Source organism: Leptolyngbya sp. DQ-M1 (assembly GCF_039962505.1).
Taxonomy (GTDB): Bacteria; Cyanobacteriota; Cyanobacteriia; order Leptolyngbyales; family Leptolyngbyaceae; genus Leptolyngbya.
This window is the reverse complement of record NZ_JAMPLJ010000021.1, coordinates 1-21,871: the sequence shown is the minus strand read 5'-3', so window position 1 is coordinate 21,871 and position 21,871 is coordinate 1. Positions and strand designations below refer to the sequence as shown.

Annotated in this window: 18 protein-coding genes and 2 pseudogenes; 11 read left to right on the top strand and 9 right to left on the bottom strand. The window is 47.2% G+C overall.

Translation table 11 applies throughout. The annotated features are described in order from the left end of the window. Window positions 1-21: 21 nt before the first annotated feature. Window positions 22-1,119, bottom strand: coding sequence for a PAS domain-containing protein (locus NC981_RS24475; protein WP_348245421.1), 1,098 nt, complete (start codon window positions 1,117-1,119; stop codon window positions 22-24). An 815-nt stretch (window positions 1,120-1,934) separates the two neighbouring features. Between NC981_RS24475 and NC981_RS24470 the strand changes: the two genes are divergently transcribed. Continuing rightward, a complete protein-coding gene (locus tag NC981_RS24470; protein ID WP_348245420.1) occupies window positions 1,935-2,123 on the top strand; it encodes a hypothetical protein in 189 nt (62 codons plus the stop codon). Window positions 2,124-2,561: 438 nt separating this feature from the next. On the opposite strand, the gene NC981_RS24465 is transcribed toward NC981_RS24470, so the two are convergent. The 3 genes from NC981_RS24465 to NC981_RS24455 all read right to left on the bottom strand — a co-directional run bounded on the left by NC981_RS24465 (window position 2,562) and on the right by NC981_RS24455 (window position 8,437). Then, window positions 2,562-4,703 (bottom strand): peptidase domain-containing ABC transporter, encoded by a 2,142-nt coding sequence (locus tag NC981_RS24465; protein WP_348245419.1) that lies wholly within the window; start codon window positions 4,701-4,703, stop codon window positions 2,562-2,564. Continuing rightward, window positions 4,703-7,993 carry a type 2 lanthipeptide synthetase LanM family protein gene (locus tag NC981_RS24460; protein ID WP_348245418.1) on the bottom strand — a complete coding sequence of 1,097 codons (3,291 nt, stop codon included), beginning with the start codon at window positions 7,991-7,993 and terminating at the stop codon, window positions 4,703-4,705. Before NC981_RS24460 ends, NC981_RS24465 begins: the two co-directional genes overlap by 1 nt. 186 nt (window positions 7,994-8,179) lie before the next feature. Then, window positions 8,180-8,437 (bottom strand): mersacidin/lichenicidin family type 2 lantibiotic, encoded by a 258-nt coding sequence (locus tag NC981_RS24455; RefSeq protein ID WP_348245417.1) that lies wholly within the window; start codon window positions 8,435-8,437, stop codon window positions 8,180-8,182. 1,015 nt (window positions 8,438-9,452) lie between these two features. Between NC981_RS24455 and NC981_RS24450 the strand changes: the two genes are divergently transcribed. Further along, entirely contained in the window at window positions 9,453-10,832 is a 1,380-nt protein-coding gene (locus NC981_RS24450; RefSeq protein ID WP_348245416.1) for an HlyD family efflux transporter periplasmic adaptor subunit, read from the top strand. A 35-nt stretch (window positions 10,833-10,867) separates the two neighbouring features. On the opposite strand, the pseudogene NC981_RS24445 reads toward NC981_RS24450, so the two are convergent. After that, window positions 10,868-10,984, bottom strand: a pseudogene (locus NC981_RS24445) (transposase); the annotation flags it as partial. A 319-nt stretch (window positions 10,985-11,303) separates the two neighbouring features. Beyond that, the gene (locus NC981_RS24440) at window positions 11,304-11,639 is read right to left on the bottom strand and encodes a transposase (RefSeq protein WP_348245426.1); all 336 of its coding nucleotides are present in this window, start codon (window positions 11,637-11,639) and stop codon (window positions 11,304-11,306) included. Window positions 11,640-12,105: 466 nt separating this feature from the next. Between NC981_RS24440 and NC981_RS24435 the strand changes: the two genes are divergently transcribed. From NC981_RS24435 to NC981_RS24420, 4 genes are all read left to right on the top strand, one after another. Then, a complete protein-coding gene (locus tag NC981_RS24435; RefSeq protein WP_190375055.1) occupies window positions 12,106-12,420 on the top strand; it encodes a carbon dioxide-concentrating mechanism protein CcmK in 315 nt (104 codons plus the stop codon). Between the two features lie 292 nt (window positions 12,421-12,712). Beyond that, a complete protein-coding gene (locus tag NC981_RS24430) occupies window positions 12,713-13,357 on the top strand; it encodes an AAA family ATPase (protein ID WP_348245415.1) in 645 nt (214 codons plus the stop codon). Then, window positions 13,350-14,291, top strand: a complete 942-nt coding sequence (locus NC981_RS24425; RefSeq protein ID WP_348245414.1) for a ParB/RepB/Spo0J family partition protein — start codon at window positions 13,350-13,352, stop codon at window positions 14,289-14,291. The genes NC981_RS24430 and NC981_RS24425 overlap by 8 nt, the downstream gene beginning before the upstream one ends. A 29-nt stretch (window positions 14,292-14,320) precedes the next feature. Continuing rightward, window positions 14,321-15,376: a PDDEXK nuclease domain-containing protein gene (locus tag NC981_RS24420; RefSeq protein ID WP_348245413.1), complete on the top strand. Its 1,056-nt coding sequence runs from the start codon at window positions 14,321-14,323 to the stop codon at window positions 15,374-15,376. Window positions 15,377-15,763: 387 nt separating this feature from the next. On the opposite strand, the gene NC981_RS24415 is transcribed toward NC981_RS24420, so the two are convergent. Then, a complete protein-coding gene (locus NC981_RS24415; RefSeq protein ID WP_348245412.1) occupies window positions 15,764-16,933 on the bottom strand; it encodes a hypothetical protein in 1,170 nt (389 codons plus the stop codon). A gap of 196 nt (window positions 16,934-17,129) precedes the next feature. Between NC981_RS24415 and NC981_RS24410 the strand changes: the two are divergent. The 3 genes and pseudogenes from NC981_RS24410 to NC981_RS24400 form a co-directional block, all read left to right on the top strand. Continuing rightward, a pseudogene (locus tag NC981_RS24410) lies at window positions 17,130-17,677 on the top strand (transposase); the annotation flags it as partial. A gap of 221 nt (window positions 17,678-17,898) precedes the next feature. After that, on the top strand, window positions 17,899-18,069 hold the full coding sequence (locus NC981_RS24405; RefSeq protein ID WP_190375032.1) for a ssl1498 family light-harvesting-like protein: 171 nt from the start codon (window positions 17,899-17,901) through the stop codon (window positions 18,067-18,069). A 295-nt stretch (window positions 18,070-18,364) separates the two neighbouring features. Beyond that, window positions 18,365-18,652 carry a Mo-dependent nitrogenase C-terminal domain-containing protein gene (locus NC981_RS24400; protein WP_348245411.1) on the top strand — a complete coding sequence of 96 codons (288 nt, stop codon included), beginning with the start codon at window positions 18,365-18,367 and terminating at the stop codon, window positions 18,650-18,652. Between the two features lie 15 nt (window positions 18,653-18,667). On the opposite strand, the gene NC981_RS24395 is transcribed toward NC981_RS24400, so the two are convergent. Then, window positions 18,668-19,039, bottom strand: a complete 372-nt coding sequence (locus NC981_RS24395) for a hypothetical protein (protein WP_348245410.1) — start codon at window positions 19,037-19,039, stop codon at window positions 18,668-18,670. 5 nt (window positions 19,040-19,044) lie between these two features. Then, window positions 19,045-20,529, bottom strand: a complete 1,485-nt coding sequence (locus tag NC981_RS24390) for a hypothetical protein (protein ID WP_348245409.1) — start codon at window positions 20,527-20,529, stop codon at window positions 19,045-19,047. Between the two features lie 187 nt (window positions 20,530-20,716). Here NC981_RS24390 and NC981_RS24385 point away from each other — a divergent pair, with 187 nt between their 5' ends. Both NC981_RS24385 and NC981_RS24380 read left to right on the top strand, forming a co-directional pair. Continuing rightward, on the top strand, window positions 20,717-21,055 hold the full coding sequence (locus NC981_RS24385) for a helix-turn-helix transcriptional regulator (RefSeq protein WP_348245408.1): 339 nt from the start codon (window positions 20,717-20,719) through the stop codon (window positions 21,053-21,055). Between the two features lie 375 nt (window positions 21,056-21,430). Beyond that, window positions 21,431-21,619 (top strand): hypothetical protein, encoded by a 189-nt coding sequence (locus tag NC981_RS24380; RefSeq protein WP_348245407.1) that lies wholly within the window; start codon window positions 21,431-21,433, stop codon window positions 21,617-21,619. Window positions 21,620-21,871 lie beyond the last annotated feature (252 nt).

Below are 21,871 nucleotides of genomic sequence, written 5' to 3'. Positions count from 1 at the left end.
GTTGAGCAGTCAGCTTTCACTTCATAATGCTCGCAGGGTAAGTACCGCAGCAATTTTTCTGCCCTGCTCATCGTAGACGGGACGAGCATTGCCCTCCACTAGAATCTCTGTCCCATCTGATCGCCGAATCCGCCAGCGTGCCTCTTTCACGACCTCATCTTTGAGCACAGCTCGACTTAAAGGTAGCTCTGCTGCAGGGTAAGCGTGCCCTTCCTCGGTGTAGAGATGATACATCTCGCTATAGTCTTCCGGTAGAACATCGAGCTTGGCAACCCCGTGCAACCGTGAGGCGGCATCATTGACAAACGTAATTCGCCCCTTCACATCGGTCACGATAACCCCTTCTATCAATTGCTGCAGGATGGCATCGCGTTCAGCGGCAAATTGAGCAATGCGCTGTCGTGCCTCTACTTCTTCAGTGACCTCGATATTCAAACTCAAAAGCCGGTTCACTCGTCCACTCAGGTCAAACAAAGGCTGATAGATGATATTAAAATACCCTTCGTACAATTCACCACTGCCGTCACGATCGTAACGCGCCACCATTTCCTTGCCTTCGTAGGCTACGCCAGTCGTATAGACCTGATCGAGCAACTCAAAGAACCCTTGCCCTTCCAATTCTCGAAAGGCATTGCGTACCGTTAATCCCTCTAAGTTGCGTCCGCCGATGAGGTGCTGGAACCTGCGATTGTGCATCTCGATGCGATGTTCCGATCCCCGCATAATCGAGATTGCGATCGGGGCTTGTTCGAGAATCGCCCGGATTTCAGCCTGCACGGCTTCGTCTCGGAGGGCTCGAACTCGGTCAGAGATATCGCGACTGAATAGGAGCAGCCCGTTCTCAGTCGGAACAGCCCGGACTTCGTGCCAAGCATATAGCTTAGGCAGAAACAACTCAAATTTGACGCTAACTTGCGCCGCTGCAGCTTGTCGGAGTTGGACTTCTGCGGGCGTATTCAAAAGGTCAGGAAAAACGTCCCAGATAGACTGCCCCAATAATTCGTCACGCTTGCGTCTCAACAGCAGTTCTGCGCTGTGGTTGACGCAGATGTAGTTCCACTGGGTGTCGAGTGCAGTAATGGCATCAGACGTATATTCTAAGACGGTTTCTAGATCCAACTTGACTCTCCTTGTTTCCCAACTTACTTTATCGCTCCATCTGCTTAGAAGCGTCGTTCGAATGAAAAATTTGCCTTCGAATTCCTATGATTTGCTTGATTGTCACAGTGCGCTAGCCAAAACTCTGCGCCTTCAGCGCGAATTTTAGCTGCTTACCGACCTCTGTGAAAGACTGGAAACGCATTACATTCAAATTCATCCGCACTGTATTAGAAATCAGAGTTGAGGTGAGTGACTTGAGGCAAAGTGAATCGTTCAGCCAGTGAAGTTGGAAAGAAGGAACCATCCGGTTTGTCACTCTCGAGTTAACTTGAGCCTTCAGTCCTTGAAGAACATCTGCGCTCTTAGTGCAGAGTGGTTGAGTATCGAAGATGGTTTCTGTACGATCGCGCTTCTGCACCCTCCGCAGAAGTTCCAACCGATGAGACAGTGTGTAAAGGCTGATGAGTCGGGGGAATCCGCAATTTGCCTTGATTGTAAACGCCCGTGTTCAGTCTCACGAGAATTGGGCGTTACAGCGTACTACAAACTGACGATTTAGTCCGGTTCTAGTCCAAGCCGATTTTGAGACTACTAATCTTGGAATGAGACAGGAGTTTAAGGCTGCGAACTTTATTCTGTTTGCATTGCCATGAGGAAATAACCCCGTATAATCGATCTCACTTATGCACTATCCGATTATGACTCAATCCGATTCTGCCCCCACTGCTAGGTATTCACTGGATCGAGACGAGCCTCTACGGATTCGCAGTCTCAAACTCCTCACGAGCGAACACTCTGTGAAGCGAAGCTAACGTGATTATGTCTTTTTTGCCTTGCACATTGACTATCCGGGAAAGCTAAATCCTGCCATTGATGTTGCTGCTTTTTGCGCGCCCGAAGGGATCAGCTATGCTGCACGTTGGGAGTTGGATGAGGGGGATCTGTACAAAGCGTTAGGCGATTTGCGGAAGAAGGGTATTGTGGTGTCGATTTCTAGCCGACTGAATCTCCAACTCTCCTAAAGCACCCGAAGCGCTCTGCATCTCGACTTTCTGCCGACTGTGGCAACTGATCAAAACGAGCAGCTGAGCTTGATGCAACAACTGATAAGCCCTAGGCAGGTGCCTAGGGCTTCTTCTAATAAATGCCAGCGTGAATAGAGGAGCTAGCGGTTTTGAATATGCTTCTATCATGAACGAAGCCGGTTCTCTAGGGCTAGGGTTAACTTACCCAATTTGTTCCTACTTTCACTTGGGTAGCAGCTAGCGGATGCATGAGTTCTAGTCCCGGGACTTCTGCGATCGGGCAGACTGTGTGAAAACTCACAGAAAAAGCACAAATGATCTACCTTGAAACAGTGGTTTCGACGAGCCAACCCGATGCTTCATATTCAAGGGCAAAATCGGCACAGCGAAGTGCAATTTCCGCCAACTTTAGCAATGCTGTTCTGACAGACTTTTTCAAGGAGTTAGAAAACTTAAGTGGCTTCCTGAACTGGAGTGTAAACTTTCTAGAGACCCTTGAAGTTTTAACTTGCCTTGCTCCAAGAGCACGATCCAGTCAGCTCGATTGATAACTCTAGGACGGTGACTAATCAAAATAGTGGTTTTACCTTGACGGTGAGTTAGTAAACCATCTAGAAGCCTTGCTTCACTGACTGGATCAAGGTTAGCTGTTGATTCATCCAAGATAAGAATGGGTGGTTCAGTGACCATCGCTCTCGCGATCGCAAGTTTCTGGCGTTGCCCACCCGAAATATTTGCGCCAAACTCGCCTAAAACGGTTTGATATTTGTCAGGTAGTTTACTGATAAATTCATCAGCCTCAGCAATTCGGCACGCCTGCACAATTTGCTCAAACGTTGCGTGGGGAGCACTTAAGCGGAAGTTCTCGAGAATCGATCGACTCCAAAAATGAGCATCTTGCGGAATCAAAACAATCTGCTGCCGAAGACCATCTAAGGTAAGGTCCTGCAAGTTATAAATGCCAATACGGATATTACCGGATTGAGGTTGGTAAAGACCTGCGATCAGTTTAGCGAGGGTGCTCTTACCACACCCCGATTCACCAATCAAGGCAATCACTTGACCACCGGGCAGCATAACAGAAAAATCTTCCAGCAATTCAACTCGACCCGAGTAGTGGAAATTAACCTGGGTGAGATTGATATCAGCATCGCCCGGAATCTGAGCAGATGGCTTTTGTGCATCGTCTTGAGTTTCTGGGGTAGAGTCTATAATTTCTGCTAGACGTTGAGTCGCTGTTTTCACACGGGTGTATTCATCAACAAATCCAATCACCGTACCAATGAACGCTAAGAAGTTAGCGTTCATGGCACTAAAGGCAAACAATTGCCCAATACTGAGTTCGTTCCTAATTACTAATAAGCTGCCATACCCCAACAAACCAACTCTGCCAACCCCAGAAATAAATCTGGAAAAGATGTTGTTGATAATATCAATCTGAATTGTGCGAAAATTCTGATGCGCTAAGCGGCCAAAACGATTTTGAAATTCATCCCACAGTTGAGGAGCAGCGGCTGCTGTTTTGAAGGTTAATGCTCCTTTAAATGTTTCTACCAAAACACCCTGGGTTTCTGTTTCCAAGACCAAGACACTACGAACCTTGTGTTGAAGAGCTGGCAGAAACGCAATAACCGATAGGGCCATTAACACAGCAACACCAACGGCAACTAAGGTCAGCTTTCCGCTGTAAAACAACATGAAGCCTAGGGAAATTAATGCAATGAACAACTGGCTCGGTAAACTAACAATAGCCTGGGAGACAAGTTGATTCACTTGTTGAATATCTCGGAGTCGGCTGACAATCTCACCACTGCGACGGGATTCATAGTAAGTCAGAGGCAAGCGCAGGATTTGACGGCTAAATTCGAGAACCAATCCAAGCTCTAATCGTTGAGCAAAATGAGCAATCAAGTTATATTGAACGAATTCTATGCTACTGCTAACCAAGCTCATTACTACGACTGCCACCATCACAGCAATTAGCAGTCGGGTATCCCCTTGCACCAGCACTTCATCGGTCAGAATCTGGATCAGGAAAGGGTAGGTTAAAGACAGAAGACCGACCACCTGAGCGCTAAGCAGTGCCTGGATGAGAATGGCACGGTAGGGCCATAGGCGCTTGAAAAACCGCCCAAAGCCGCTGATTTTCTCGTTGGACTGAGCATAAAAGCGAGCGGAGTCTACTTCCAGTAAGAGTATTGCTCCAGTGCTCCAGTTCTCGATCAACTCTTGGCCAGAGAGATAGCGAATTCCTACACCTGGATCGGCAATCACATATTTCTTGCCCTGCTGCCCATATAGAACAACCCAGTGATACCCCTTCCAATGGATGATTGCGGGCAGCGGCACTTTACGCTTGTCTATCATCTCTAGCGACACTTTGACGCCACGAACATTTAACCCCAGCGCTTCTGCTCCCCGTTTTAGCCCCAGCATAGTGGTACCAAGTTGGCCGGTACCGACTGCTTCCCGAACACGATTGAGGGTAAAAGTACGCCCGTAGTGTTTCGTGATCGTAGCTAAGCAAGCGGCCCCGCAATCTTCCTCGCTGTGCTGGCGAACGTTATGATACTTCATCACTTAGTTTCAGGTGCGCTTACAACACTCAAACGATTAAACCCTTGCCCCGTGTAGTTCAGCTTCGGGGGTTCCAGTACCAGCACTGAAGGAACACGCTCCGGATCTACCAAACGGAGGAGTCCATAGCCGATGCCTGATACCCCTGTCATCAGCCCAGGGGACTCCACACTCAAGGGATTTCCACACAACCAACCGTGCTGCTCAATGCTTTCAAGGATCGCAGCTGCCAGTTGCTTCGCTTTAAAACTCCATTGTGGCTCGTTCAGGATTTCACCTGCCTGCAACAGTAACTCAAGATTTCCTAGATCACCATGACATAGGGAGTGGTTGCTACCAAATCCCTTGGACAGAGTCGTCTTGAGTGCCGTGTCGATCTCATTTCTGATCTCACGATCGTCCTGGTGCCGGAGACAGCGCAAACGAGCGAGTCCAATTCCTGGCGCACCATGGCACCATGCGGCCATACAATCAATCTGACCGTTATTGGCTGCTATTTCAAACTCACGCAGATCGGGCCAATTTTCCATTTCTGGGAAAAAGACGCTGCGCTCATAGTCTATCGCTTGCAGAGCAGCGGTCCGAAAACGCTTTTCATGAGTTAATGCTGCTAGTTCCAGAAGTGCCCATGCTATCCCAGCTGTGCCATGGGAGAAACCAGTTAATGGTGTCTCTCCGGCATCCGGTACAACCCAACCGATGCCTTGCTTCATCGGCTGAGCACGGGCAATGAGATAATCGCCACATTGGATCGCAGCAGCCAGTGTCCGCTCGGATGGAATGCAGTTATACAGGCTGATCAAACTGCCAATGCACCCAGCCGCGCCACTAACGATATCAATTTGTTTATCTTTCTCAATCAGAGGCGGTAAAAGCTCAACAATTGCCTCGGCTTCAGCCAACAGTGCTGGGTCATTCCACAGTACACCCAAGTGGGCTAGCGTGTAGATCACTCCGCCACAGCCCTGGAAAGCACCAATCCAATTGATGGATGATTTATGGCGCTCCATTTGACGCTGCATTGTCGATAACGCAGCCCGTGCCAGTTTGCGGTAACGCAATTCTTGGGTGATAGCACCCAAATAGGCTAAGAACAGGGCCACCCCTGCCACACCATCGTAAAGATCTAAGGCCAATGGTGAGAGACACCAGTAACGTTCTTTTTGGAATACCAGACCAAGCCAAGTAGCACAGTCCTCACTACGCAGCGCTATTGTTTCCAGTCGATCCCCGATAGCTTGAGCAGCTAGGAGCAGTTGCTCGCGATCTGCAATTGTTTCTGGTTCAGTCAGTTGGTAGGTTTGCCATTGCACTTGAGTCACGCCCACAGAGACCGTTGTCAAAGAAGCGCGAATAAACCAAGTTTGCCTTTGCAAATCCTGATCACTCAGTTGCTGCAGTCGATTCTGAGCAAGCTCTAGTCCTGATTGAGCAAAGAAATTAGCAATTCGCTCGTCAGAACTACTCCAAATATCATGGGAACTGGGGCGCGTGGTGAACATCGGAACGTCGCCCTTTTGCAGGTCTTCGCGCTCAGCCGGAATCACCTTAACCAGATAGGGGCTATTCTCGATTCCGATCCAAAGCCGATCAAAAAAGCGATCGCGGTCAAGGGCGCTGCGTAGCAGGTCGGGATGAAAGCTATCATCCAGCAACCGAAGGTAGCCTCCTGTTGCACGAACGATAATCCGCACTTCATCCTCAGCAAAGCGCGCTAAGGGACCGTTCCCTGACAACAATTCATCCCGATGTTTCAGCAGTAACCGATAAATCGCAGTGAATCCAGAGACAAGCGCTTCCGTATAGTCAAGGACATTAACATCGATGCCGTTAAGGGTTGGTCGATTCTGGCTCCCCGGTATCACCATCCGCTCACGCTTAAGTCGCATCTCATCCGTACCTGTTCCTTCCCAGTATGGGAGGCGATGGGGGCTGAGCTGACCCTCTTTTCCACCTAGTCCACTAAGATCGATGCCCTCATGCTCAGCGTTTGACCAGCTCCGCTCAGGTAGTAATCCTACTCCTAAAACCGAGTACTCCATCGTATTGATTGCAAGCTGGCTGATTTGTGTGGTCTTGATTGCTTCAGGGCGCGGGTGGAAGAGCGATTCCAGGTCAACTAAGACGGAATCCTCACCTGCCGCAATCAAGTTTTCACAGTGGAAATCCGTCGCTCCTATTGCATACAGCAGCGCTAGATAGCCGCCTTGGCGCTCGTAGAAACGCTGAATCTCGTCTGCAGAGGTGCAGCCTTGGGCAGCAACAAATTCGACCCAACCGTAGGCACCACGATCTAAGATTTTTAGAGTTCGGAATGACGGGTGGTCGCCTCGCTGATTGATCCAGGTTAAGAGTTCTTGAAAATGCACATCGACGGCCAGAGATTTCGGCTTGTAGAGTACCTGAAAGCCAGAGGTGAACTCTGCAATGAGCACCTCTCGTCCGCCCCGATGTCGATCGCCTAAACCACTGTGTACCTGCATCAGCACACCCGGATCGTTTTCTAGGCTGAAAGTAGTGCGGATAGCCTCCCAATCTGCGCACACGTGATGTAGAAACTCCAGACTAAAAATGGCCCAGTTATCAATGCAAATCTTTAGTTGCCGAGCCAAGACTGGATACTCTTGGAGGAGGGTAATTGCTATATCTCGCTCCTGCAAGCGCTGTAAAAAGCTCTGGAATCTGTCCTCGGCTGTGTCACCCTGTAGAAGTCCTTGCAGGCGGGCGATGTTGAGTTCCAGTACCATCGTACGGCTCAACATCCACAGCAACCGCCCTGGTAGACTGGCAAAAAGTACTACTTCAACCGTACTAGGATCGAAAGGCAGGTTGGAGCGCATCGACTGCAGCGTTTTTATTCCTTCATGCAATTGCTCCCGGCCCTTGCTAATGAGCGGTTCAATTGCGCTTAAAAAACCAGCCATCTCGTAATCTTTCAGTTCTTCTGGTAAAGAAAGAGTATTTGAGCCAGCGGGACGAGAAAATGCCTGAGTAAGCTCTGCTAACCATGCTGGCGGTTCAGACAAGCGATCTCGTACAGACTCAATCGATTCGCCAAGAAGTTTTCGAAATTCATCCTCAGTAATGTCATCGATCGCTAGACGCTGCTCAAAATGAGAGCTTGTCGTGAATGGGACTTGCGATCGCCAGCGTTGCATCCGTCGCTCAGCCAGATCAGCGTTTACCTCAACGTTCGGTGTCTTACCCTGCACTGCACGCAGTGATGCAATACGTTCTGTCAATGTGAGCGCCTGGTACCAGGCAGACGCTTGAAATTCTGGTGGATTCATAGCATTAACCTCCTCAAACACGATGCGATCGCGCGGAGTTTATTCATAGATGCGCTACTAGCAGCAGTGATGGGGGGCACTGTGACCCCCCATTCTGACGCACTAATCAACTACAGTAATTGGTGCGAAGGCCTAGACAATTTGCTGTAGTGACTTAGTATTAATCCCATCAGCACTTTTGCTGACTTACCGTTTGCCCTGTTTGCCCCGGCAACCATGGGCAACGCCGTTTCCGTTGCTGCCATTATTCTTGGATGGTGGTTCGCAACAACACGGATCACAGGTGCTAGGGTAACCCGTTCCCCCTGCAAGCATGCCCATATCAGCATCCGACAATTCAACGAGTCCGACTGGAGAATCAGGCAGCATGGCACGTTGAGCATCGGTCAGGCTGAGCCGGTAATCTTCATCCTTCCATGCACGAATGATATCGAAAGTAGACATATGAACCTCCTTACCGCACGCAGCGGTAAATGTTTAAAGATGTGTTTCCTGTGAAGTAAGTATTCAAGTCTAGCTAGGACAGTCTAAAAGCTTTAATGGCATAGCTTAAGCCATGTCAAATAAAGCTTCTCTGGTCACAGCATTTATTGTCAGCAAGAACTTTGTTGAACAATAAAGCTTTAACTAGACAGCCTGATCAGTCACCTAAGATTCTTTAGGCCTATTCAAAAGTGACTTAAATACTTGCCTGCAAATGAACGAATATCTAGTTTCTTGGATATTCGTCAACTCAATCAAAACAATCTAGCGGAGATGCAAGTAAAGTAACGGAAATTCAACTTCTTAGATCTCAATCGATCTAATTCCATAGTTAATAAGTTCTTAGTTTAAAGCAATACTTTCTTCTTTAAAAAACATTGCAGAAAATCATGATCCAATGTAAACCGCATGTATTAAATCTAACAATTTTATTCCCCCAAAAAACTCTAATTCTAATTGCAAGCCAATGCAGAGCAAGCAATATAACTATCTCTACAGTTTTTAGAAGCAAGTGATTTTTCTATCAAGTCTTAGTTCTATGTAAATTAATATACTAAAATCAGTATAATCTGCGGCTCTACCAGTAAAGCTTTGTGAGTAGGAATTATCTGATACATTGAATTTTAATTAATCGGGTATTTTCCGGCATATATACGCAATCAATCCATTCGCGCTTAGTATCTAAAATCTATTCATACAAATATAGATTAAACCATCATGTATATAAGATACTAATGAATGATTGTTCTCCCACTTTAGGTCACTGAATTTGGGAGTAATTTGGGTTAGCTACATAGAGGTTACGAATCACCTAATCACCGCTCAACTTTCCGTGTTTTGCCTCAATATCATTCCAAATTATTCCAAAAGCACAACCCTCTTTATAAAGTGTTTCAGCTAACATTTTGATTGCATATAATTTTGCTATACCGAGCCATTGTTAATTAAAGAAACCTGAGTTTTAGGTTCATCGATTATGCTAGTTCGCTCTGACTCAGATTCCCTCCGTCCAGTTCAAAGTGATGAATTTCTTCCCTCGATCGGCCTGCTGACTAGGCTGAGTGGGCTGTTTCTGATCGGGGCTGTTGGCGTAACCTTTGCTCTTGCTTCAGTCACGAAGTACAACATCACGGTTAAGGCCCCTGCCATCGTTCGACCCTCCGGTGAACTCCGCATTGTTCAGGCTGCAATGGAGGGAAGTATCAAAGAGATTGCAGTCAAAGAAAATCAAGTTGTTAAACAGGGCGATGTCATTGCCTACCTTGATAATTCGCGCCTTCAAACTCAAAAGAGCCAATTGCAGGGAAACATCCAACAAAATCAACAGCAACTCGCTCAAATTGCTGCTCAGCTCGAAGCAATTAACAATCAGCAATCCGCAGAATCAGACTTGCTAAACCGAGCCGTTGTCTCTGCCCAAGCTGATCTCAGTCTCAATCAGCGCGAATATGCAGAACGACGAGTTACGATCGAGACAGGGGTTCAAGAAGCCGAAGCTGCTTTGGAGTTAGCGCGAGAAGAGACAAGCCGCTATCAACAGTTAGGCAGCACAGGCGCAATTTCTCAACTGCAAATTAAGGAAAAAGAACAAGCTTTCAAAGCGGCTCAAGCTCGCCTAAAGCGTGCAAAAGCTGCTCTTAATCCAAGTATGGCAACTGTTACCATTGCTGCCGAACGCATTGACCAGGAAAGGGCTAGAGGATTAGCCACCCTTGCGAGTTTGGATAAAGAACGAAAAACGCTACTCCAACGTCAGGTTGAGATGCAGAATCAGATCGATCGAGATCGCACAGAGTTGCAGCAAACCGAGGTTGAACTCAAGAAAGCAGCCATCCTTGCACCTATCTCTGGCACAATTCTCAAGTTAAACTTACGTAATCCTAGTCAGGTTGTCAGCTCTGGAGAAGTGATCGCACAAATCGCTCCCAGTCACGCCTCTATGATTATGAAAGCTCGCGTGGCAGCGCAAGACATTAGTAAAATTCAGCTCTGCCAAGAAGAACGGGCTGCGGACTGTAAAACGGGTCGTGTTCACTTGCGATTTTCTGCCTATCCCTATCCTGATTATGGCATTCTCAAGGGTGCTGTTCGAGCCATTGCACCTGATGCTACGCTTTCTCAACCTAGCAGTGCTAACGGCAATCCTTCTACGCCTATCTACAATTTAGCGAGTAGTGCTGGTGGCACAGGTGCATTTTATGAAGTAGCCATTCAGGTAGACCAACCTTATTTTGTGAAAGACGGGCATCAATCCCTCATTCAACCCGGTATGGAAGCTACCGCTGACATTATTTCGAGAGAGGATACGGCTCTTAAATTTCTTTTGAGAAAGGCAAGACTATCAACGTCCCTATGACATCGGTTGTGTTCTAGCGATTATCTTAAATGTCAAGCCATAAACAAGGCAGAACGCACCGAAGCCCGTCCGCCTTGAATGCGACGAGTGCCTCGGTGTTGACCGCTGTCTCGATTGACTGGAGCAACCCCAACTAGACGAGCTATCTTCTTGTGATACCGAATCAATTTATTAATGCGACAGATCTTGGAAGCCCCCTAAATCCCCCATACTGGGGGACTTTGAGAATCCGAAACAGATTTGGCTTGAAGTCCCCCACGCGTGGGGGATTTAGGGGGCGAAGGATCTGTCGCACTCAAAAATCAATTTGGTATGAGACATCGTTCCGAGCTCAGGCAGTTCTGCTAATAGAACAGCCGTGGTCAGTTCACCGACACCGCACAGAGAGAGGAGCAGTTGCCGTTTGCGTTTCCATTCACCCGAGCGTTGCATTAAGTGTTGCAGTTGTTCAGACAAAGCGTTAATCCGCTCTTATAACTGTTCGATGTGTTCACTGATATCTTGGCGGACAGTACTGCTCGCTCGACTGAGACGATTCTTTTCAGCAACCATGATTTCAACGAGTTGCCGTCGCCGATCGACCACATCCATCAGTTGCAGGGTGAGTGCTTCAGGAACCGGATAGGGCACGAGTTGAGTCGCTTCTCCAAATCGTGCTAATACTTGAGCATCTAGGCGATCTATCTTGGCTTTGCCCAGAGCTTTGGCATACGATCGCACTCGTTGTGGATTCGCTAAAGCAACCGTAAATCCAGCCGCCGCTAATTCACACAGGGCGAGTCGCTCTAATCGTCCGGTCGCTTCCAGGACAACTCGCTCTGGATTTGGCAGCGACTAGAGCGTGGGACTGCCATTCCGCTGCTGATGGAAGCCTTTGGACATGCCACACAGCAGCAGACGTTGGCGTATCTGGGAATTCAAGCCGAGGAGATTGCCCAGATTTATGAGCTGGAACTGTAAACAGCGTTACACTTAATGTTAGATACACTTTTGAGAAATCAAGATTTTATTTGACACCGTATCCTGGATTTTATTGATAGTGCTGTGCAACGCTATTGAGTGCAAAGGTTGTAGTATTTAGTTCTTAGAGCTACTACCACCGTACTTAGTTAACAGGCGCGGCATTCTATAAAACAGGCAACAAAGGACACCTGATGAGTATGGGTTGGGCACCGTATCAACCCATCAGGCAGATTCGTTCAAATGAAATCAATGACAGATACCTAGGTGTCTATCAACCATCAAAACCATCAAAAAGGTTAGACATATCTTTATGACAATTGCTGTTGGAATGATTGAAACCCTGGGCTTCCCGGCGGTTGTTGAAGCGGCGGACGCCATGGTGAAAGCGGCTCAAGTTACCTTAGTCGGCTACGAAAAAATCGGCAGTGGTCGAGTTACCGTCGTCGTCCGGGGCAATGTTTCCGAAGTTCAGGCTTCGATCGCCGCGGGCATTGAGTCAATCAAGCGGGTTAATGGCGGCTCTGTGCTGTCAACTCACATCATTGCGCGCCCCAATGAGAACCTGGAGTATGTGCTGCCCATTCGCTACACCGAAGCAGTCACGCAGTTTAGATCTGGGATGTAAAACCTCACCTCAAGAAAAGAGTGCGGCGCACTCTTTTCTTGAGGTGAGGTTGCTGGGGCTGAAGCTATACGGACATTCCGCCCTTTTCCTTTTTTGACAGGGGGTACATGGTTCAAATCAATATGTCCCGCATCACAGCTTCTAACACCGCGAAGGCAACCTGATTGAGTAGAATCAGTGCCATCGCAGATCAATCTCTTGTAACCCTTCCCTACCAGGTCAAAGCAGCACAAAATAAATGGCATCAGTGCGAATTTGTCATACACTTTTCTGTGTCATTTCAATTCGACTTATGCCGATCGTCTCAATTATTAATCAGAAAGGCGGATCAGGTAAATCGACCGTTGCAGTACACCTTGCCCGCTGGTTGCAGAAAAAAAAAGAAACGGTTCTGGTCGTTGATGCTGACGCCCAATGCTCATCTTCAAAGTGGCTTGCTCGACTAAAGAAAGAAATTCCTTGCAAAATTATTCAAGCCCCTGACGAACTCCTGGATGAATTACCTAAGTTAAGTGAGGCTTATTCATGGGTAATTGTAGATGGTCCAGCGGCGTTATCTGAGACGACGAGAGCTGTGATTCTAGTGGCTGACCTAGCGATCGTGCCTTGTCAACCAACTGGGGTTGACTTGGAAAGCGCATCGGATACGGTTCGCTTGATTCATCAGGCTCAAAGGATCCGTCGAGGTGACCCCAAAGCAGTTATGTTCGTGAATCGAGCGGTGAAAGGAACCAAGTTAAAGGATGAAGCGATCGAGGTGTTGCGGTTAATGCCAGGAGTCACGGTTTTAGATACAGTGATTCATCAGCGTCAAATTCTAGCCGACTGCTTTGGGCAGAACTCAACTGCATTTGATTTGACGGGTTCGACTGCTGGAATTGCTCGGCGTGAATTAGAGCAACTCTTTAAGAAGGCATTGGAGGTGTTAGATGGCTAAATCAAGACAATCGCTGGCGCAGGGATTATCAGCATCAATCGCCCAGAAATTCATTGAGAATCCTGAAGGCATTCAATCATCCCAAGTCGTATCTCTTGGACAAATTCACCTTCCAGCTAAACAGCCTCGGCGCTATTTTGATCCACGGAAGCAGGCGCAACTTGTCCAATCTATTCGCGAGTATGGCATTTTGGAGCCGCTCTTAGTGCGTCCTTTAGAGAGCGGAGGGTATGAGTTAATTGCAGGTGAACGCCGCTATCGTGCTGCTCAAGAAATTCAACTTCATGATGTCCCCGTTGTTATTAGGGAGTTCGATGATCAACAAGCTCTTCGAGTATCACTGATTGAGAATCTACAGCGGGAGGACCTTAATCCTGTAGAAGAGACTGAAGCCATTTTAGAGCTACTGGCTATTCAAATCGAAGGGAGTCCTGAAGATGTAGCCTCAGTTTTAAATCGCGCGAATCATGCAAAAAATCGTGGTCAGGAACTGGAGGGAAACGTTTCCCTCCAGCTTGAGATGATTGAATCAGTTCTTGCAGAAATCGGACGATTTAATGCTGAATCGTTCCGAAGCAGCCGTTTGCCGTTACTCAATCTACCGGCAGAGGTGTTGAAAGCACTGCGAGAAGGAGAGCTTGAATTTACGAAGGCTCGTGCGATATCACGAGTTAAAGATGAGCGCGAGCGTAAATCCTTACTTAAGTTAGCGACAACAAAGAATTTGAGTTTGAGTGAAATTAAGCAGAAGATTCAGGAATTGACGAAAACTCAAGGAGAAACCGCAGAAATTAACTACACTCAGCGCTATGCTCAAATTGGGCAACGACTGAAGAAATCGGCAATCTGGGAAGATCCCAAAAAACGGGCTAAATTGGAAAAATTGCTTTCTCAACTTGATGAGTTAATCGGAACTGAGAACTTAGAAGCCTAAAGTTGTTTTAAAGAGCGTCAATATCAATCGTGACCAAACAATCCTCGCTCTTTCCCCAAGACTATGATGCTTTCCTGAATCAGTTGAAGGAGCAGATTCGGTGTGCTCAAGTGTCGGCTGCAACAGCTCTCAACCGGGAGGCAATTTTGCTGTATTGGCAGCTGGGTAAAGAAATCCTGGAAAGGCAGGAGCGAGAGGGCTGGGGTACAAAAGTTGTAGAGCGGCTTGCAAAGGATTTGCGGCGTGAATTTCCTGATGTCCAGGGATTTTCGGCTCGAAATCTCAAGTATATGAGAGCTTTCGCAGAAGCCTACCCAAATGTTGAAATTGTGCAGCAGCTGTTGCACAAATTGCCGTGGGGGCATTTGATTCGACTGCTGGACAGCTTGAAAAATCCAGATGAACGAATTTGGTATGCGCAGCAAGCGATCGAGAATGGTTGGAGCCGGACAGTTTTGGCGTACCAGATTGAGAGCGGGCTGCATAAGCGGCTAGGCGGAGCGATCACTAATTTCGATTTCACGCTGCCAAAACCTCAATCTGATTTGGCAAAGGATTTAATCAAAGACCCCTACAATTTTTCGTTTTTGACATTAGGGAAAGATGCTCAGGAGCGAGATCTTGAAAACGCTCTTGTCAATCACATTCGAGACTTTCTTCTAGAACTAGGTATGGGGTTCGCTTTCATGGGAAGCCAATACCCAATCACGGTGGATGGAAAAGAGTACAGGTTGGACTTGTTGTTTTATCATGTTCGACTGCGCTGTTATGTTGTTCTAGAACTCAAGATGGTGGAGTTTGAGCCAGAGTTTTCAGGCAAGCTCAATTTCTACGTGTCAGCGATCGATGATTTGCTCCGGCATGAAGATGACCAGCCCACAATCGGGATTATTCTATGCAAGTCGAAGCGAAAAACAACGGTAGAGTATGCCCTCAGAAATCTAAGTACGCCGATCGCAGTTTCGACGCACCAGCTACCAGATCAATTAAGGCAAAACCTTCCATCGAGTGAGCAACTCGAAATGGAGATTGACACAAAACTGTCTAAAATTGCAAGTCAGACCTCAGAAGATGAGGAGAATTGAAACGCTTTGAACTGGGTCATTCCATACATGGACTAAATTTGGACTAAATTGCTATCTGGTTATATTTACGAATCTGCATTCCCTCGTCCGTCAACTGTCACATATGCAACGGGAGAACGAGGGCTTGGGCTTGGATTGCTGCGATCAAGCGCAGTTAAACAAATCTAGATTGAGCTTTAATCGAGCAGCTCAAACTTAACATGGAAATCGACCATCCGGTTCAGACGCTATGTTTGCCCAGCCCCACTAGGGCTGATGCAACGCAGTGCAATAATTTAAGGAATTGGGTTCCATACACTGATTAAGCCTTTTCATGAAACCCTTCCCTACTCTCACTTTGCAAGCTTTTATTCCGCGCTTAAGGCTCAATCATACTCCGTTCTAGGCTTATAATTTGATCTTATCAGAAGCAGATTGTGTGCATTTAACCGAGAAGGTTGCCTTATTCGATGTTTTCTCGTAGGTCTTGCCGTCACTGCCTTTCCACTGAATTTGCATCACGGCCGAACCATTACTTGTCGTTCCTGGGCTACCCTCAAAGGTTCGAGTCACACTCGAGGTTACGGCTTCTCCCTTCTTAGCGTTCCAGTTAAAGGTATTGGATTTTTGTCCGTTCTCATAAGTCAGAAATCCTGTACCCGCTACTGTATGCTTCATCTGAATAGTTGCATCAAGCTTCACTTTTGCTGGGCAGGTTGAAGTAAACTGTGTCTGAATTGGCCTAAGTGACAAGTCCTTGACTGAAGAGCCATCAATCTGATCGGGACGCTCCACCGTCACGATAAAGTTGTTGCCCTCACTGGTAACTTTAGTAACCTTCCATGCTGGATTGATGAGGTTACGAATACCGGCCGCATTTCGCACCTTGTCTGCAATTTCTGGTTTCAGCTCATTGAAGGAGTTAGCTACCTTTTGTTCAATCTGGGGTGTCATCGTTTTTTTGATCTTGCCTTCGATCGCTTCACAGATTTGTTTAACAGGAGGTAGGACGGTATTACAGGTCTTGTTCGCAATCCTGACATCGGTTTTAAACTTGGTGCTCAGATCCGTGAAAGCGATCGAACCCTTGTAAGCAGCAGGTACGAGAGAGAGCGAAAGACTTGAATTATCTAGATGAAGATCTCGTTCCATATCCAGCGAACAGTCACCCCACTTCCCAAACAGTTTGCGACGGCATCTCGCTTTAATTTCCTCACCCTGGTTTTCAAAAAACACATCGGTATTGATCCGGTTGCCATTGACTGTCGCTTGGATGGAGTGTGTGTTCATGTCGTTAAGGGAATACTCAATGTTCCGGTTGATCCCTGGAAAGTCGAATACATAGATTGGATCAGGAGTGTCGAGCGGCTTTTTCTGTCCATTCGGCAGCAAGATATAGCTTTCGTCTTTGTGCAGACGAACCTTCGTTGAGCTGAATGCCGCGTTAAATGCAGTAGCAACAGCTGCTTTGGGAACGGGAATGTTAACAGTCTCCGCATAGGAAGGTGAACCGAGCATTGGCAGGGAACTCAGTGCCATTGTTAAGCTAGCAGTTGCGATCAACGCTCTACGCTTCATTTGCATGTCTCCTATAGGCTAGTTAGATTTACAGCCCAGTAGAATCTGTTTTGAACCTAGGCTGACGAGGTTTAACATGTATGCATTTGGCAGTTTATGCAGTATTGAAGCGAGGCTTTAAAGCGTCTCTTCTTAAATCAGTGTCAAAGGTTCAAAAGTTTGATCTAATAACCACTGAACCAAAAACACAACGATTATGGCCTTTCGACCTGAATTACTCGATGAATTGCTGAAGAATTACAAAATCCCGAAGACTTAATTGGAAAAGGAGGGATCTTGAAACAATTGACGGCAGCCCTAGTAGAACGCTGTCTGAATGCCGAAATCGAACACCACTTGGAAGAAGAACACGAAGCGCCAGTCGAAGAAGATGTGCCGCAAAATCGCTGCAATGGACACAGTAAAAAGACGATTAAAGGCGAGTTTGGCGAAGCTGAAATTGCGATTCCGCGTGACCGAAACAGTGCCCTCGCGCCAATCATCGTCCCCGAAGGACAAACGCGATTTGACGGGTTCGATGGCAAGATTTTATCGCTCCATTCACGCGGGATGAGTGTGCGCGACATCCAAGCTCAATTGCAAGACTTGTACGGCGTGAAAGTCTCCGCTGGATTAATCTCTAAAGTCACTGATGCCGTTGAAGAAGAACGTAAACTGTGGCAGAATCGCACCCTTGACCGCGTGTATCCAATTGTTTACTTCGATGCTGTTGTCTTTAAAGTGCGGCACGAAGGACGAGTGAGACCGGAGCGCTCAACTAATTCGTTGCGAGTGAGTCCGTCTCGTACATGGTGCGATCGCAAGGGACACATTGCAAATATTGCTCTCTCAAGATAGGTCAGCAACACTTATCACAGGGAGAACGAATCTCTATATCAGAAAAACTGGATTTTGTTGACTATTTGTAACGATACTGTTATATTAATTTACATAACGCAACAAATTATCCCCTCGGAGAACCTGCAATGTATACCACCCGGAATGAAGACGGAATCCTCAACAACTACGCTTCGGAACCTACGATGTACTTTGCTGAATTTCCTTCCTCTGAGCAGCAACAACGTTACGCTGCACAAGGCGCGATCGCTGTTCTGCTAATTACCTTCACATTTTTGATGGCGCTGGCTGCAAGCTAAAGGTTTCTAGAAGCTGTCTCTCCTCAGCTTCTGGGATTTCAATTGACGTTGAGCAATTGAGTGGATTGAAACAAACCTTAGCTTTTAGCTGGGGTTTTCGTGTTTGTGACGAGTTAAAGCTACGAGTCAGCCAATCATTAGACTGTCACTACCCAACTCGGAATACTGTCAATTCAGCGTGTTGGTTAATTCATCATGAGTCGAGTTCATTGCATAATAGCTTGATCTCAGACGTATAAATCAGTATCAGATAAACGCCATACCGCTTCACTTTCAGGCATTCAGGAGACCGATCATGTTGCACCTCACTTCCAACAAATTCATCGCTTCCCTCCTTCGACCGATCGCACAAAAATTGGACGAGTTCGAGATTCGTAATTCAGAAACTGCCCATTTCTTCTGTCGCCTAATTCCGGCTCAGTGTCCCTTTGAACGCGATATCTGCTTCTTCGGTCATGTTCTGCTCCACATTCCGCCGATGTGCAAGCTGAACCCGTTCTATGAGCAGTTGGTAGGACTACGGTTCAAAGCGCTCTGTTACCTAGCTGATGTATGCGGGGAAGATATTGCCGCTTATTGCTAGTCTCAGCAAAGAGAGCTAACGGGCGCGATAAGTGCAAGCTCGTCCTAGCATTTTACGAATTGCCTCAGATTGAGGCTTCATAAACCCGCCATAGATCCCATTGCGATCTGCGACTTGAAACTGACCATCGCAGTTTGTAAAAGCCACCGGTCGATCGTTGCCGATTTGATAGGTGAAAAAATATCCAGCGCGCCGAGGCTCTAATTGAATTGAATCCAAGTTGAGATAAACCTTCTCTCCAGTGGACGCGATGCCCATATACTCCCAGCGATCCGGTGCGGCATGAACAGAGATAGCGGAAATTCCAAGGGTCGCGACATCAGCGATCGCTGCCTGCCACTGAATCAATTCTTCCAACGTGAGTTGTGAGCGTTTGACTTTTGACATTTCGATTAGCTGTCATTCACTTCATTGAGCTTCTCTAGAGGTTTCACGATATGTATTCGAGCCTCTGAGCCACAGGATTCAAGACCAAATACAAGTTGAGCGAGTAGAACAGGTGAATTATCCATCCTACCCTTCATATTTTTCCCTTCAGTGTAAAATCTCTTTTCCTCACTGGGTTCTAGCGATTTTGGTGGATCTTCAGAATCAGCCTCAAAGATCGCTGTAATTGTCTCTGGCTGGACTGTTTTACACGATCCTGATTGATAGTGAATGGGATGCCAGAGTTCAAGATGGTTGTAGAGGGTTCGGGTACTGATTCCCTCAGCAGCGATTAATTTCGCTCTAGCGGTGGCAGTTGAGGGAAACTGACCTTCCTGCTCTAAGCGAGACACAACAGCCTTAATTCGTCTCTGGGCGTCTTCTGAACGCAGAACATTGAGCGGGACAACCTTCTCACCTTCATCGCTGTGGGCATTCCCCGATCGCTTTGGATTACTCCCTAATGCCCAGTAGTAGTTCTCGGCTGACCTTGCCCAAACTGTCGATCGCATTCGGATCTCATGTCGGTGCTGACACCATTCCTCATAGCCTGGGAGGTTCACCGCAGTCTGTTCGACATATTCACCGAGGGCATCTCCTTTCAGTCCTTCAAATACGACTCCGTGACAGGCGATCGTCTTCAATAAGTGATTCGTTTGCCCGTAGTCAGTCCAACCCTCCTGAATCTCAGCCCGAAGGTCTTGGAGCCAATCTTCGACGATCGTGGTGTGGCGCTTCCGTCGATTGCGGTTGTTCGTTCGGGCGATCGCGATCGCATTCATCAACTCAGAGAGATCTTGTCCTGCTGCTGCTATATCCCACTGCTGGAAGAACTGCCCTAAATCGTGGCTAAGCGGGTTGTAATCGTCATCGAGTAAGCAAGATCCTGATTCCGGTTGTAAGGGAAGTCGATGCGCGTTGTACTCGGTATAAGTGCCGGGGACGGCATACGCCTTACAGTTTGGAAAAACTTCGAGCTGCCCTTGTGCGATCGTCAATCCCTGCGCCTCTAAACATTGCTTGATCGCCTGAGCCAATCCGAACGTTTGAACGGCATGAGGTAACGGAATGTAGAGGTGTAAGCCTTCTGACCAACTCGATCTAATCAGAACGGTGCGACAAATCCCGATCGTTTCCAGTGCCGCTCGAATCAGAGTGAGCAATTCTGGGTTCTGGTAGGGGTGGAACTGACCGTTACGATCTATGTCGATTAGCGCGTAAGAGGTCTGGGAGTCGAATCGAACGCCAATTAATTTGGAATTGTCCTTCCACTCTCGCCATAGAATGCGCGGACGTATGGGATACTTAGCAACCGTCTGCCACTTGGGGGTAGTTTCGTTAGTTGAAATAATCGCGTTCCACAGATAAGGGAACGTCTCACATAGACGTTTACCGATTAGATTGGAGGGAAATGGGTCGTGACACTGGCTTTTATTAGAATAAGTGCTCATACCGCTAACTCTCTAAAGCTGAATTGGCAGGACTTGTAGCCGTTGACGAAAACTTGAATTGTGTGAATCTTTGAGCTTGATGGTTTCCATAGCAGAGTCATGAATTAGAATGGTTTCAGATTCGTCAAAAGCGAATTGTTATAACGCTCCCTTGGTTGAACCATTATATTCGCTCTGGGTTAAACTGATGCATCAATATTTCGATCAGACGCTCAAGCAACTTGGAATTACAGGAAAGAAGCTCGCTGAGGTAACAGGGGTTAGCACAACCCACATCTCAGAGTTTCGTAATGGCAAAACGAATCCGTCCTGCGAAATGCTGGAGCGAATGCTAGACGGTGCAGATCAAATTACGCCAGGAGCGAAACGCTACTTCTGCGAACTTCTAGCCGGTAAAGAACCTCGACCAGTAGAGGACCCGATTGAGTTGCTAGATGATACACAATTGGCACGATTACTACTTAAAGTCGCCAACAGACTTGAAAAGCGGAAACTAGGGCTTTCTCAGGAATTACTTAGCGCCTAGGTTAAAGCTGGATTCGCATATGTATTAATTCACTTAGTCAATTTTCTGTTGCCGTATCAGAAGTCAGGTTTTTTCCTTAATCGCTAAGTAAAAGAGCAAGGCTCAATTGGTAGAGTATCTAATGCGAGCCTCTAATGAGATCAAGAAACAGCGCTCAAGTACGTAATTTCAGTGTACATGCCGCTTGAATTAGGTTCTATTTTGGAAATACAACCTTGGCTGCCTCTAGAAACTCAATTTACGACATGAGTATTACTTCAAAACTCAACGCTGATACTCCTGGATCGAGACGAACTCTTACGGATTCGCAGTCTCAAACTCCTCACGAGCGAACACTCTGTGAAGCGAAGCTAACGTGATTATGTCTTTTTTGCCTTGCAGATTGATTCCCCCGGAAAGCTAACTCCTGAGATCGATGTCGCTGCCTTTTGCGCGCCCGAAGGAATCAGCTACGCTGCACGTTGGGAGTTGGATGAGGGGGATCTGTACAAAGCGTTAGGCGATTTGCGGAAGAAGGGTATTGTGGTGTCGATTTCTAGCCGACTGAATCTCCAACTCTCCTAAAGCACCCGAAGCGCTCTGCATCTCGACTTTCTGCCGACTGTGGCAACTGATCAAAACGAGCAGCTGAGCTTGATGCAACAACTGATAAGCCCTAGGCAGGTGCCTAGGGCTTCTTCTAATAAATGCCAGCGTGAATAGAGGAGCTAGCGGTTTTGAATATGCTTCTATCATGAACGAAGCCGGTTCTCTAGGGCTAGGGTTAACTTACCCAATTTGTTCCTACTTTCACTTGGGTAGCAGCTAGCGGATGCA